The sequence below is a fragment of the Sulfuricurvum sp. genome, from assembly GCF_028712165.1.
Classification (GTDB): Bacteria; Campylobacterota; Campylobacteria; order Campylobacterales; family Sulfurimonadaceae; genus Sulfuricurvum.
Map to the genome: position 1 here is coordinate 1 of NZ_JAQTQR010000075.1, position 12,532 is coordinate 12,532.

At 42.4% G+C, this 12,532-nt stretch carries 14 protein-coding genes; 9 read left to right on the plus strand and 5 right to left on the minus strand.

Features of this window, described 5'->3' with window-relative positions; translation table 11 throughout:
• Nucleotides 1-535 (minus strand): tetratricopeptide repeat protein (locus tag PHP90_RS11760; protein WP_299930085.1); only part of this gene is annotated, 535 nt, incomplete at its 3' end.
• 119 nt (nt 536-654) lie between these two features.
• On the opposite strand from PHP90_RS11760, the gene PHP90_RS11765 reads away from it, so the two are divergent.
• Both PHP90_RS11765 and PHP90_RS11770 read left to right on the plus strand, forming a co-directional pair.
• Nucleotides 655-1,182 carry a hypothetical protein gene (locus PHP90_RS11765; RefSeq protein WP_299930088.1) on the plus strand — a complete coding sequence of 176 codons (528 nt, stop codon included), beginning with the start codon at nt 655-657 and terminating at the stop codon, nt 1,180-1,182.
• 91 nt (nt 1,183-1,273) lie between these two features.
• Nucleotides 1,274-1,891 carry a TonB family protein gene (locus PHP90_RS11770; protein WP_299930091.1) on the plus strand — a complete coding sequence of 206 codons (618 nt, stop codon included), beginning with the start codon at nt 1,274-1,276 and terminating at the stop codon, nt 1,889-1,891.
• Here the strand turns inward: PHP90_RS11770 and PHP90_RS11775 are convergent, their stop codons facing one another.
• The 3 genes from PHP90_RS11775 to pstS all read right to left on the minus strand — a co-directional run bounded on the left by PHP90_RS11775 (nt 1,892) and on the right by pstS (nt 5,019).
• A complete protein-coding gene (locus PHP90_RS11775) occupies nt 1,892-2,287 on the minus strand; it encodes a hypothetical protein (RefSeq protein WP_299930094.1) in 396 nt (131 codons plus the stop codon). It lies immediately after the preceding gene.
• Nucleotides 2,288-2,388: 101 nt separating this feature from the next.
• Complete coding sequence (locus tag PHP90_RS11780) at nt 2,389-3,756, minus strand: hypothetical protein (RefSeq protein WP_299930096.1); 1,368 nt, start codon at nt 3,754-3,756, stop codon at nt 2,389-2,391.
• 270 nt (nt 3,757-4,026) lie between these two features.
• Nucleotides 4,027-5,019, minus strand: coding sequence for a phosphate ABC transporter substrate-binding protein PstS (pstS, locus tag PHP90_RS11785; RefSeq protein ID WP_299930099.1), 993 nt, complete (start codon nt 5,017-5,019; stop codon nt 4,027-4,029).
• Nucleotides 5,020-5,162: 143 nt separating this feature from the next.
• On the opposite strand from pstS, the gene PHP90_RS11790 reads away from it, so the two are divergent.
• The 7 genes from PHP90_RS11790 to pstB all read left to right on the plus strand — a co-directional run bounded on the left by PHP90_RS11790 (nt 5,163) and on the right by pstB (nt 11,952).
• Nucleotides 5,163-5,834 carry a PhoU domain-containing protein gene (locus tag PHP90_RS11790; protein ID WP_299930101.1) on the plus strand — a complete coding sequence of 224 codons (672 nt, stop codon included), beginning with the start codon at nt 5,163-5,165 and terminating at the stop codon, nt 5,832-5,834.
• Nucleotides 5,835-5,849: 15 nt separating this feature from the next.
• Complete coding sequence (locus PHP90_RS11795; RefSeq protein ID WP_299930104.1) at nt 5,850-6,524, plus strand: response regulator transcription factor; 675 nt, start codon at nt 5,850-5,852, stop codon at nt 6,522-6,524.
• Nucleotides 6,518-7,930, plus strand: coding sequence for a HAMP domain-containing sensor histidine kinase (locus PHP90_RS11800; RefSeq protein ID WP_299930107.1), 1,413 nt, complete (start codon nt 6,518-6,520; stop codon nt 7,928-7,930). The genes PHP90_RS11795 and PHP90_RS11800 overlap by 7 nt, the downstream gene beginning before the upstream one ends.
• A complete protein-coding gene (locus PHP90_RS11805) occupies nt 7,927-9,330 on the plus strand; it encodes an HD domain-containing protein (protein WP_299930110.1) in 1,404 nt (467 codons plus the stop codon). The genes PHP90_RS11800 and PHP90_RS11805 overlap by 4 nt, the downstream gene beginning before the upstream one ends.
• A 142-nt stretch (nt 9,331-9,472) precedes the next feature.
• Nucleotides 9,473-10,324, plus strand: a complete 852-nt coding sequence (pstC, locus tag PHP90_RS11810; RefSeq protein ID WP_299930113.1) for a phosphate ABC transporter permease subunit PstC — start codon at nt 9,473-9,475, stop codon at nt 10,322-10,324.
• Nucleotides 10,321-11,163, plus strand: coding sequence for a phosphate ABC transporter permease PstA (gene pstA, locus PHP90_RS11815; RefSeq protein WP_299930116.1), 843 nt, complete (start codon nt 10,321-10,323; stop codon nt 11,161-11,163). Before pstC ends, pstA begins: the two co-directional genes overlap by 4 nt.
• A gap of 3 nt (nt 11,164-11,166) precedes the next feature.
• Complete coding sequence (pstB, locus tag PHP90_RS11820; RefSeq protein WP_299930119.1) at nt 11,167-11,952, plus strand: phosphate ABC transporter ATP-binding protein PstB; 786 nt, start codon at nt 11,167-11,169, stop codon at nt 11,950-11,952.
• Nucleotides 11,953-12,002: 50 nt separating this feature from the next.
• On the opposite strand, the gene queF is transcribed toward pstB, so the two are convergent.
• Nucleotides 12,003-12,392 carry a preQ(1) synthase gene (queF, locus tag PHP90_RS11825; protein WP_299930123.1) on the minus strand — a complete coding sequence of 130 codons (390 nt, stop codon included), beginning with the start codon at nt 12,390-12,392 and terminating at the stop codon, nt 12,003-12,005.
• Nucleotides 12,393-12,532 lie beyond the last annotated feature (140 nt).

The window sequence follows — 12,532 nt, forward strand, 5'->3', positions numbered from 1 at the left end:
CACAATCGGGAGTTATCTTTAATGCCTCTTTATAGGCTGTTTCGGCTTCTTCGTATCGATGCAGTGCTTTGTACATCATGCCCAAGTTTCGATAGGCTTCTGTGTACTGAGGATCGAGTTGAACCGCTTTTTTATATCCTGTTTCCGCTTTTTCGAAACATTCCGTCTCTCTGAAAAGGTTAGCAATATTGTTATAGAGTTTAGGATCTTGCGGAGCGAGTTTTATCGCTTGAGAAAACATCGATTCAGATTCATCGAATCGTTTTAACGTCTTGAAAAGTATCCCTAAATCGTTATACGCATCGATATAATCTTTCTGCATTGATATAGCACTGCGCCAATGGTGTTCCGCTTCATCGTATCGCCCCAATGCATGGGCACATGAGCCTGCAACAGCAAAGAATAAAGCGCTTAGCGCTTCAGGGATTATCCTATCCATTCCTGAGAGCACCTCAGAGCATTTCCCCTCCTGATATAGGGCTAACGCTTGTTTGTAAATCGCCAGCTGCAATGTATCGTTTTCGGTAGTATCCATCCGCCTATTCTAATCAAATCCAATGCGAAAAGCAATTCATACCGCTTTATTACGGATGTTAACCTTTTTGTATCAAACACTCACTATAATTACGTAATTTTTTGTTCAAAAGGAACTCCATGAGATTATCTCACCTCTTAGCATCCCTCGTTCTCTCTTCTTCCATTGCATTTGCCGCGCCGGCCACACTTGCGACTGTTGACGGAAAAGCGATCACCACTACCGATGCCAATGCATTTTTAGCCAAAGCGATTCCGGGTATGAGCTTTGACAAACTTGATCCTAAAATGAAAAAGCAAGTGGTGGATCAACTCGTTAATCAAACCCTTATCAAAAATCAGGTGCTTAAAAGCGGTATGCAAAATACGGCTGCATTTAAAGCCCAATACGCTGCAATCAAAGACGATCTAGCTGTCGATATGTGGATGAAACAGCAAATGGCAAAAATCACGGTAACCGATGCTGAGATCAAAGCCTTTTACGATGCTAACGGCGACAAAATGAAACAAGGGGATAAAAAGCTCTCCCTTGACCAAGTCAAAAAAGAGATCGGACAGTTTTTGAAAGTTGAAAAATTCAAAGCTTATATGAACAAAACAACGGAATCACTCCGAGCTTCGTCTAAAGTAGAAATGAAACTCAAATAGTCCTATAGCATACGTGCACACAACTAAGCCTTTTTTTCTTTCAGTAGGTATCCATACTGCATTAATAGCTCTTCTTGTAGGGGGGCTGAGTATGGTACATAAAAAAAAGCCTTCTGCTGAAGAAAAAATCGTCCTTAAGTTATTAATACCGGCACAGGCAAAAGTGATTCAAGCACTTCCACCCAAAACACCCCAACTCTTTGAACCGCAAAAGCCCGCACCTATACCCAAAGCCATTCAGCCACGCGTGATAACACCGCCTAAGATACAGCCTTCAATTGAAACTGCACCTGTGCCCAAAGCCGTTATTGCAACGCCGCAGCCTCCGGCACCCGCTATCGTTATCCCAAAAAAAGTACCGATAAGTGAGCCAATAGAGCTAAAAGCCCCTGTTGTACAACCGAAAGAACAACCGCCCAAACATCAAAAAGAAGAATACGTTTACGGCCAGGCGGACAAGGTTCAAGAAATTCTCAATCAACGAAAAAAATTTCCAAAAATAGCAAGAAATTTAAAGCAGTATGGAGAAGTAATTGTTGGATTCGACTTCACTCCAAACGGGGAAGCGAACAATATCCGAATTATCAAAAGTTCCGGCTACGATTCGCTTGATGATGCGGCTAAAGAACTCATCAAAACATCGGTCTCCCTTTTCCCGAAACCTCAGGAAAACGTACCGATCAGTGTGCCGATCGAGTATATGCGCTAACTATCCCCGCGCTGCCAATCCCATAGCGAGAGCCTGTTCGATTTCATGCGAATATTTAGGATTAGCCTGACGCAGTGCTTTCTCAAAACGCAAAACAAGTTTAGAATCGGTGTGAGGATGGATACACAGTGATTCAAGTAGATTTTTATAAACAGAAAGCGTAGACTGGGAAATCGTCCCGAAATGGTTTATAATCATCTCAACTGCATGATTCAGCTGTCCATTACTCGAAGCACGGTTTTGGATTACGGCGCTGAGCGATTCGAATGTTTCGACTGATTCTACAGAGGAGGAAGGAGGTGATTTGCCCTTAGAACTCCAAACATAAATTCCGACTAACGCGATTAAAACAAATAACAACCCTGCGATTGTGAATATCAAATTTACAGTGATCATAATGTACTTACTTTTGAATTGGTTTGAAGAGTATTGTAGCGGAAAATAAATGAAGGGTAATTATTCCCGCAAATGCGGGAATGAAAGAAGAGATATCTGAATTACCAGCTAACTTCAGTTGTCAACATCCAGCTTTGTTTATCAAGAACATCGCCAAGAGTTGCGGTTGTTGAGTCTGCACGGGTAAATGTTGTTTCATCTTTAGAATCAACTGTTTTACCAGATGCAATGAATTTAACGTTTTTGTTATAGTCATAAGCTATACCGTAGATAATTTGAGTTGCATCACCGACGTTAGCATTATTTTTACTAGCGCTATTAGAATATTCTGTTTTCATATTATCATAACGTGCAAGAAGTGTCCAATCTTGTGCCGGACGTACCTCAGCATTCACAGAGTACATTTTCATTTTTGTCTCTGCCCCGCCGATTTGTACTTTATCTTTGTTAACATCGTATTGAGCCGCGATCAAGAATTCCGGTTGGTTATATACGAAGTGGAACCAGTATGCATTGCGATCATACTCTGCAGCGTCATCAACGATCAAATTATTATCTTTATGATTTTTACTGCTGAGTCCTGCAAACGAGATATTTGCATACGTATCTTTGTCAACTTTATATTTACCGACTTTTTCACCGTTACCCATGATATGGCCTGTTAAACGCCATTCAAATGAAAGATCACTGCTGTTTTGTTGATTATTTGCCGCTTTATCTGCATGGTAACCTTCACCGTTGAAAATACCGAGTTCACTAGAAAAATACGGAGTTTTTGTTTGGAAGTTCACACCAAGGTCAGCTGAGTTAAGAACATCCGGTCCAACATTTTTTGATGCTCCGGCAGCACCGGCTGCAACTGAGAATTTGTCTTCCAAGATAACTTTGTTGATTGAACGGAAATACCATGAGTTATGCTCCTCATAGTCGATCCATGGGCGGTGAGCGATACCGATTTCAACACCGGTATACGGAAGAACTTTATCCAAATAAAGATATGCATATTTTGCATACATAGTTGCATATGATGTTGTGGATTCAAGCTCTTTTGTTGTATCCATCGTTACACGGAAATAATCTTTGTCATTAAAATATGCTTTTACTTGAACATAGTTACGTCGAAGCTCGAAACCTGTTGATTTATCTCCGCCATTCCAGTTTTTTTCTCCGTATGAGTTACTTGTCAAACCGAAGTAATGTGTACCGCTGAAATCAAGAGTTTTTGCATGAGATTTAACGTTAACGTATTTTTTCATACCTTCTTTGTATTCAGAGAATGAAGACTCGCTATCACGTTGAGCCATATCAACAGTTTTCGCATCGATAAAATCACCCATCTCAACACGGCCTTCACCGCCTGTTGTAAATACTTGACCTGTTTTAGCATCAGTATAAAGTGTCAATGTATCGGCATAAACCGTACCACTCATCATTGCCGCAGCAAGGGCAGATAACACTACTTTTTTCATAAGATTCACTCCTGTTATTTAGTGGCGTCATTGTAGAAAAAATAGATTACATACGTGTTACATTACAGAATGATTACGATAAGGAAAATAAATAATTAATAGAGGAAATATAACAAAAACTCAAGCCTGAACGCATACGCAAGGACAGACTTGAAAAACTTAAGGAATTGAAAGAAGAAGAGAGATTAAATGTGCCACAGGGGCACCTTTAAATGTACGTAATACACTTAGAGGTACCGCCCCGGAGGGGGTAGAGATAGAATATAAAACTTATTTTCCAGCCCAGTATTCACGAACCATGTTCGTTGTTTCAACCGGAAGCGGGATATAACCCAATTTTTCTGCCGCTTTGTCGCCGCTACGGAATGCATAGTCAAAGAATTTGATAACCTCTTGGTTAACATCCGCTTTTTCACGTGGCATAAGGATAAATGTTGCCGCTACGATCGGATAAGCATTGTCTTGCATAACCAATGAGCTGTAGAAATGGTCTTTTTTAGTCCATTTTGCTTGTTTAACCGCTGCTTGGAATCCTGCCATGTCTGCTTTTACCCATTTACCTTGTGCTGTTTGAAGTGTAGCTGCTGCAAGGTGATTTTTCTCTTTGTATGCTTCTTCGATATAACCGATAGTATAAGGAGTTTGCATAATAAGGTTAGTTACACCTTCATTCCCTTTTCCGCCGATTCCGGTTGCCCAGCCGATTGCTTTACCGGTTCCGTATGTGCTTTTCCACATTTTAGATGCTTCACTCAAGTAAGCAGTAAAGTTGAATGTAGTTCCAGATCCGTCTGAACGGTGAGCAACAATGATTTTTTCAGCAGGAAGTTTAACACCCGCGTTGTCCGCAGCGATAGCAGGATCATTCCACATTGTAACTTTACCTGCGAAGATATCAGCAACAACGCTGTTTTTAAGTTTAAGTTGTCCGTCTGCAACACCTGGGATGTTATACGCAACAACGATTGAACCGATAACCGCCGGGAACTGATACAATTTTGCTGCATCCAACTCTTTAGGAGTCAATGGGGCATCCGTTCCGCCGAAATCTACGATACGCTCAGAAATTTGTTTAATACCGCCGCCTGAACCAATTGCTTGATAGTTAACACGAGTGTGTGTCGCTTTTTGGTAGTTATACGCCCAGTCATAATATACTGGTGCCGGGAAAGTAGCTCCCGCTCCACTGATTTTGTCGGCGGCCATGATTGATGTCGCTGCAACTGCTGCGATTACGAAACCTTTAGTAACTTTGCTTAGCATTGGATATGTCCTTGGTATTTGATGGCGACATTGTAAAAGCTTCGGGTAACGAAACGATTACAAAGCATAAGCCCTCTCTGTAATCTCACGGTTATAAAGTAACGTTATAATCGCGCACTATCATTTACTATAAAGGCACATGAATGCTACCACGCTATGAAAACAAACTAAATGAAATCCGTGGAATGATTTCAACTCTGCTTTCCCAAATTATCCACTCAAGTGAAGAGACACTCAACGCTTTTGAAAATGATAATATTGATTTGTATGAGACATCACGGGTTTATCTCAAAAATCTTCAACTCGATGCCAACAAGATCGATAACGAAATTATCAAAACCTTTGCCCTCTTCGGTCCTGAAGCAGATGAGTTGCGCTTACTGGTAGCGTATTTGAAAATGACCAACGAAATAGACCGTATCGGTGATGCGGTTAAAAAATACAGCAAACGTTTGCATGATCACTGCGCAGGCGGATGCGATATGAGCGTTTTGAGCAATGCGATTGTTCAACTGCACAAAACGACTCTACATGCGTTACAATACATTGCAGAATGTTTGCAAGATATGGAACGATGCGACGCTGATGATATCTATCGCAAAGTAATGGTTGAAGAATCAAAAAACGATGACCTCTTTTCAATTATGGAAAAAGAGCTCCTGACTCTGATTATCAATGCAAATGAGCTCTCAATCGAATACGTCAAAGTGTTGGGAACATTACGCAAATTAGAGCGTATCGGCGACCGAGCCGTTAATATTGCTTCACTTATGCTCTACGCACAAAAAGGCGGAGAGATTCAACTCTACAACTAAAAGAAAGGACACGCCGTGAGTTCGTTAATTGTGATCGTCGAAGATGAAAAAGATATTTTGGAACTGATGGAGTACCATCTTGCCAAAGAGGGTTTTGAGACGATCGGTTTTTTAACAACAAAGCATGTCTTGGAAGTTTTGGAAGAAGAACATGTCGATTTGATGTTGATGGATCGCAATCTCCCCGGTGCCGAAGGGAGTGAGTTCGTCGAATCCCTTCGAAAAAAAGGGATTCACACTCCCGTCATCTTTGTCAGCGCCAAACATAAAGATGAAGATATCGAGCAGGGATTTGAGCGCGGCGGTGACGATTACATCACTAAGCCTTTCAGCATGAAAGAGCTTGTACTTCGCGTAAAAGCGATGCTACGCCGTACTAAGAAACTCTCAACCGAAGGGAACCTCACCTACCGGGATATTGTTCTCAATCTCGCCGCACGTTCAATAACGATAGAAGGTGAAAATATCGAGCTCACCAAACTCGAATTTGATCTTCTCCATGCATTGATAGTAAACCAAAATGTCGTTTTAGACCGCGATTACCTCCTCGAACATGTCTGGGGAGGCGAAGAAGTATTCCAAGATCGTACCGTAAATGTCGCTATCAACCGTCTCAAAGAGAAAATCGATCCCGATAAAACCAAAGAGTATATTAAAACAGTACGGGGAGTCGGATACACCCTGTGCTAAGAATCCATCAGCTTTTTTTCCTCAATATATTAGGTCTCTTTACCGCCGCTCTTTTGGTTGCCTCGGTTATTAGTTTTTATACCCTCAAAACAATGATTATTGAAGATGGTAAAGAGCGGCTTATACAAAGCATTGAGCTTCTTGAACCCCAGATCATGAGTTCAAACGATCTCGATTCTCTTGCACACTCTGTTGCACAAAAAGCCCATCTTCGTTTAACGGTCGTCGCAGCAAACGGAGTAGTCATTGCTGAAAGCGACACCGATAAAAAGATGATGGAAAATCATTCGAACCGTGTGGAAATCATGGAGTCGATGCGAAAGCCCTACGGCATTACGATCCGCTACTCCAAAACTCTAAAAACCGACTTTGTATATGTTGCAAAAAAACTATCCACTCCGCACGGAATACTCTATTTCCGTCTTTCCATGAGTTTAAAAGGGGTTATGGACCATTTTTATACGCTTTGGATCAAACTCTTTATCGCCTTTACCGTTTTAGTTGCCATTGCACTTGCTATAGCCTATAAAATATCTAAAAAAGCTCGCCATGATATTTTACAAATCACCCATTATTTAGATCAAATCTCCGCCAAAAATTACAAAGCTATTTTAAAACCCGAATACTTCCGAGAATTTTTGCAAATCTCGATAATGCTCAAAAATCTGGTTAAAAAGCTCCAAAACCGCGATAAACAAAAACGCAAGCACACTGCGAAACTGCGTCTTATCAACAAACAGCAAAATGATATCCTCTCGGCCATCAGCCACGAGTTTAAAAATCCGATTGCCGCCATCATGGGATACGCCGAAACACTTCACGACGATTTGAATATTGATCCTAAAATCAGAGAAAAATTTCTGGATAAAATCCTTGCCAATACCCATCGTGTAACTCTTATGCTAGACCGCTTGGCGCTCTCAGTCAAACTTGAGAACAATGACCTATCGATAAAACCGACTCTATTTGATATATCCGATGTGTGCCATGAATCGATCTCTATTTTACAGGTCAAATACCCCTCACGTTCCATCAAGTATACCGGGCTCTCCAAAACCGTATACGCCGATCGAACGATGATTGAACTGATCATCACCAATCTTGTCGATAACGCGCTTAAATACTCCGAAGAAGAGGTGAACGTTACCCTTAACGAGCATAGCTTTAGTGTTACCGACAAAGGGATCGGCATTGCTCCGACGGAGATTGATAAAGTCACCTCAAAGTTTTATCGCGTCCATAAAAATCGTTGGGACAATTCAATGGGGTTGGGGCTCTCTATCGTCAGTTATATCCTCAAACTCCATGACTCCACCCTCACCATCGAGAGTACATTAGGAATCGGTTCAACATTTGGCTTTTCGCTTGATCCTCTAATCCAAAAAAATGGTCTGTCCAAAAAATGATCGCTCTTCCCGATCCTTTGGTGCAACTGATAGAACATCTTGACCAGTCCGGAATTAAACCGATACTCGTCGGAGGGTTTGTTCGAGATGCATTTACCGGGCATCCGACAAACGACTTGGATATCGAACTCTACGGAGTACATTCAATTGAATCGCTCGAAACACTTCTTCAGCCGTTTGGAAAAATAAACCTCATTGGAAAAAGCTTCGGCGTCCTAAAACTCGCCTATGCCGGCTACACGATTGATTTTGCACCTCCTCGCACCGAATCCAAATCGGGATTTGGACATAAAGGTTTCGATGTAGCATGGCAAAGCAATATTGCTTTTACCGATGCCGCCCGCCGTCGTGATTTCACCATCAATGCTATCGGCTATGATCCCATTACAAAAACACTGCTCGATCCCTTCGGAGGAATAGAAGATTTAAAATGCAAACGTCTTATGTGCGTCGATCCCGTGACTTTTGTCGACGACCCTTTAAGAGTATTGCGTGCGGTACAATTTGCGGCGCGATTTGAACTAACCTGCGATGAGCGTCTGCTAGGATTATGCCGTAATATGATTAGACATGGTGCTCTTGAAGAACTCCCGAAAGAACGTATTTTTGAAGAACTTAAAAAACTGTTACTCCAAAGTGCACGCCCCTCTTTAGGACTGACACTCCTCAAAGAGATGGGTGGACTTCCTTTTTTCTCGCCGCTTGATAGATTTGAAACTACACCGCAGGATCTACAATCTCACCCTGAGGGTTCTGTGTGGATGCATCTGCAGATGTGCATCGATTTTATGGCATCCATGCGCACCGGAGAGACCAAGCATGATCTCACTTTAATGTTAGCAATGTTATTGCATGATATCGGCAAACCTGATACCACAGCTATTGTCGACGGCGTTCTCAATGCACCGAAACATGCAGAAATCGGGACTGAAATTGCTCAAATATGGTTATCGCGGATTACAGAAGACAAATCCCTTATCGATGCAGTTTTACCTCTAGTCCGTTATCACGGATCACCGAGAAAACTTCACAAGATCCACGCATCGGATAGCGATATTCTCCGCCTTAGTACCCATGTGTGTATCGATGATCTTATCCGTGTCGCCAAAGCCGATTTTTTTGGGCGTACTTTTATCGGTGAAACACCTGAATCCTTTGAAGCCGGAGAGTGGCTGTTAGAACGTGCAAAAAGCTTAGGTGTATTGTATAAACCCCCTTTGCCGCTGCTTATGGGACGCGATCTTATTGCAGCAGGATTGACACCGTCTGAAGCGTTTAAAGATATTTTAGAACAGGCCTATGAAGCCCAACTTAATCAAGAAATCAATACTCATGAAGAGGCGCTAATATGGTTAAAATTCTGCCTCGATAGAGGCAAGCGTTTGCCTGCACTTCGTTAGGCTTTCCGCTTCGCTTCATGTGCCATAGCGGCAAGCGTAGCCAATCGGGACTTGTTCCGATGGCGTTCAACTAGTAGTCCGTAACAGTGTTGTAATCATGATGTAATAAAATTTCTTACCTAATTCTAAGGCAAGGTGTTGCATGATCGATAAAATCTTCTCCAATCTAACCCGTTTTAGCGCCCTGCTAATCCTCGTGATTGTCGCATGGATATTTGTAGAGCTCTATAACCAGTCATTGGAAGCTATTCACGCATTCGGCTTTGATTTTATTACCAAAGACGAATGGGCTCCGAATCTCGAAAAATTCGGTGCATATTCCGCGATTTTCGGCTCGGTTGCTTCGACATTTTTAGCAATGCTTTTTGCTATCCCGGTAGCTATCGGTGTTGCTATTTTCCTTAGTGAAATCGCTCACGATAAAATCAAAGGATTTTTCGGTGTGAGTGTTGAGCTCCTCGCGGCTATCCCATCCGTCATCTACGGGATGTGGGGATTGTTTTACTTTGTACCGATCATCCGCGATCTTTTCGGAGGTATGGGGATCGGACTTCTCAGTGCCGGTATCGTACTTTCGATTATGATTTTGCCGTTTATGGCAGCGGTTACCCGTGATGCGATGAACACTACCCCCGATATTCTCAAAGAATCGGCATACGCCCTCGGCGGTACACAGTGGGACGTAATCAAAGACGTTATCATCCCTTATGCACGCGCCGGTATTATCGGTTCAATTATTTTGGCTTTAGGTCGTGCAATCGGTGAAACAATGGCCGTTACCTTTGTAATGGGGAATGTCCACAAACTTCCAAAATCCATTACCGATCCGGCAACTTCGATTCCGGTAACATTGGCTAACGAATTTGCCGAAGCCGACGGATCGCTTTATTTCTCCAGCTTGTTTGAGTTGGCGTTAATTCTCTTGGTGATGAGTTTCGTTGTCATCTCTATTGCCAAGTTTTACTTTTTGCGTAAAGAAAGGAGAGGAGTATGACTGCGGTTCAAAAACGGGTTTTAGTCAATAAAATCATCCTCGCCCTCTCAACCCTGAGTGCGGTGGTCGCTATCGCATTTTTGTTCTGGATTTTGGGTGTTTTGGTGATGAAAGGGGTAGGTGCTCTCAACTGGAATATCTTTATCTATGAAGGGGCTCCTCCGGGATATGCCGAAAGCGGTCTCAAACATGCTCTCGTCGGCCAAGCGATTTTGGTAGGATTAGCTACCGTTATCGGAGTTCCGCTCGGTATTTTAGCCGGAACCTATCTTAGTGAATATGGCAAGAACTCCAAACTTGCCCATTTGATCCGCGATATCAGCGATATTATGATGTCTGCACCTTCGATTGTTATCGGAGCGTTTGTCTATGCCGTCGTTGTTATGCCGATGGGTCACTTCAGCGCATGGGCGGGTTCTATTGCTTTGGCGATCATTATGATCCCTATCATTTTACGCACCACCGATGATATGCTTCAGCTCGTACCCGGTACACTTCGAGAAGCGGCATTTGCCCTTGGTGCACCAAAATACAAGGTAATCATGGATGTTGTATATCGCGGTGCTAAAGCAGGAATTTTGACCGGTGTATTACTCGGTATTGCCCGTGTCGGAGGTGAAACAGCACCATTGCTCTTTACCTCGTTTAACGATAACTTTTTTACAACCAATCTGAACGATGCAATGCCATCGCTTACGGTTACGATGTTTAACTATGCGATCAGCCCTTATGCGGATTGGCAACAGTTAGGATGGGCTGCTGCCTTTATCCTCTCGATGTTTATTTTAGGTCTCAATATTGTGGGACGACTTATTTTATACTTTGGAAAAGGGAAATAACCAATGGCAAGTATTATCGATATCAAAGACGAATGCGCACTTCAGGTACGTGATTTTGAATTTACCTATAAAGGTGCCGATGCACCAAGTTTAAAAAAAGTAACTATGCCGATCGCAAAAAACTCGATTACAGCACTTATCGGACCCTCTGGATGCGGAAAAACTACACTGTTACGCGCATTTAACCGAATGCACGATCTCTATCCGGGTAATGCCTATAAAGGTGAAATCGAGTTCGAAGGGCGTAATATCCTCGATCCAAAAGAAGATTTGATCCATCTTCGCACCAAAATCGGGATGATCTTCCAAAAACCGACTGCATTCCCGATGTCGATTTTTGATAACGTCGCCTACGGGATGCGTTTGCAGGGGATTAAGAACAAAACGGAACTCAATGACCGTGTCGAAAAAGCACTCAAAGATGCAGCGATCTGGAAAGAGGTAAGCGATCGTCTTAAAAACGATGCAAACGGTCTTTCAGGCGGTCAACAACAACGCCTTTGTATCGCCCGTGCGATTGCGGTAGAACCGGAAGTATTGCTCTTTGACGAACCGACTTCAGCACTTGATCCGATCTCAACACAGGGAATTGAAAAGCTGGTTATTGAGTTAAAAGAAAAAGTCAGCATCATCATCGTTACCCACAATATGCAGCAAGCAGCGCGTGTAAGCGATTACACCGGATTTATGTATTTGGGAGAGCTTATCGAATTAGGTCACACAGAAGAGCTGTTCGTTACTCCGAAAGAAAAATTGACGCAAGAGTACATCACCGGTAAATTCGGTTGATATAGTATCTCTACCTTCCCGACCGAGTCGGGAATCTGACCTTCTTCTTTTTATTTTTCTTTCACCATTTTTTCACTGTCAATCTCAACCACCGTATGAACATTACCGCGGGGATAGTAGTCTGCAACCACTTTTAAGCGCTTAGGAGCGATTTTTTGCTCGAATGTGCTGTAGATCTCGTTTGCACTGTTTTCGTGCGAAATATGGCGGTTTCTGAACGAATTAATGTAGAGTTTGATAGCTTTGAGTTCTGCTACCCATTTATCCGGCGTATATTCTACATAGATGGTCGCAAAATCGGGATATCCGCTGCGCGGGCACAGACAGGTGAACTCCGGCAGCGTTACTTTAATCACATAGTCACGCTCATGTTGATTCGGCCATATTTCGAAATCTTTTTCGATATCAAAATTTTCGACGATTTGTTCTCCGTATTTCATTCTGTTTCCTTGTTATAATTGATCTATTGTTACTACTTTACCGAAATAATTTCCTTGTCGATAGTTGATTTTCAACGATTGGACAAGATTATCGGTATATTCATCCTCTATCATGGATATCCATGTTTTGGCTCCGCACA

Bases quoted from the DNA above. Each gene is read 5' to 3' on its own strand.
- PHP90_RS11765 (WP_299930088.1), top strand. From the start codon at position 655: ATGAGATTATCTCACCTCTTAGCATCCCTCGTTCTCTCTTCTTCCATT.
- PHP90_RS11770 (WP_299930091.1), top strand. From the start codon at position 1,274: ATGGTACATAAAAAAAAGCCTTCTGCTGAAGAAAAAATCGTCCTTAAG.
- PHP90_RS11775 (WP_299930094.1), bottom strand. From the start codon at position 2,287: ATGATCACTGTAAATTTGATATTCACAATCGCAGGGTTGTTATTTGTT.
- PHP90_RS11780 (WP_299930096.1), bottom strand. From the start codon at position 3,756: ATGAAAAAAGTAGTGTTATCTGCCCTTGCTGCGGCAATGATGAGTGGT.
- pstS (WP_299930099.1), bottom strand. From the start codon at position 5,019: ATGCTAAGCAAAGTTACTAAAGGTTTCGTAATCGCAGCAGTTGCAGCG.
- PHP90_RS11790 (WP_299930101.1), top strand. From the start codon at position 5,163: ATGCTACCACGCTATGAAAACAAACTAAATGAAATCCGTGGAATGATT.
- PHP90_RS11805 (WP_299930110.1), top strand. From the start codon at position 7,927: ATGATCGCTCTTCCCGATCCTTTGGTGCAACTGATAGAACATCTTGAC.
- pstC (WP_299930113.1), top strand. From the start codon at position 9,473: ATGATCGATAAAATCTTCTCCAATCTAACCCGTTTTAGCGCCCTGCTA.
- pstA (WP_299930116.1), top strand. From the start codon at position 10,321: ATGACTGCGGTTCAAAAACGGGTTTTAGTCAATAAAATCATCCTCGCC.
- pstB (WP_299930119.1), top strand. From the start codon at position 11,167: ATGGCAAGTATTATCGATATCAAAGACGAATGCGCACTTCAGGTACGT.
- queF (WP_299930123.1), bottom strand. From the start codon at position 12,392: ATGAAATACGGAGAACAAATCGTCGAAAATTTTGATATCGAAAAAGAT.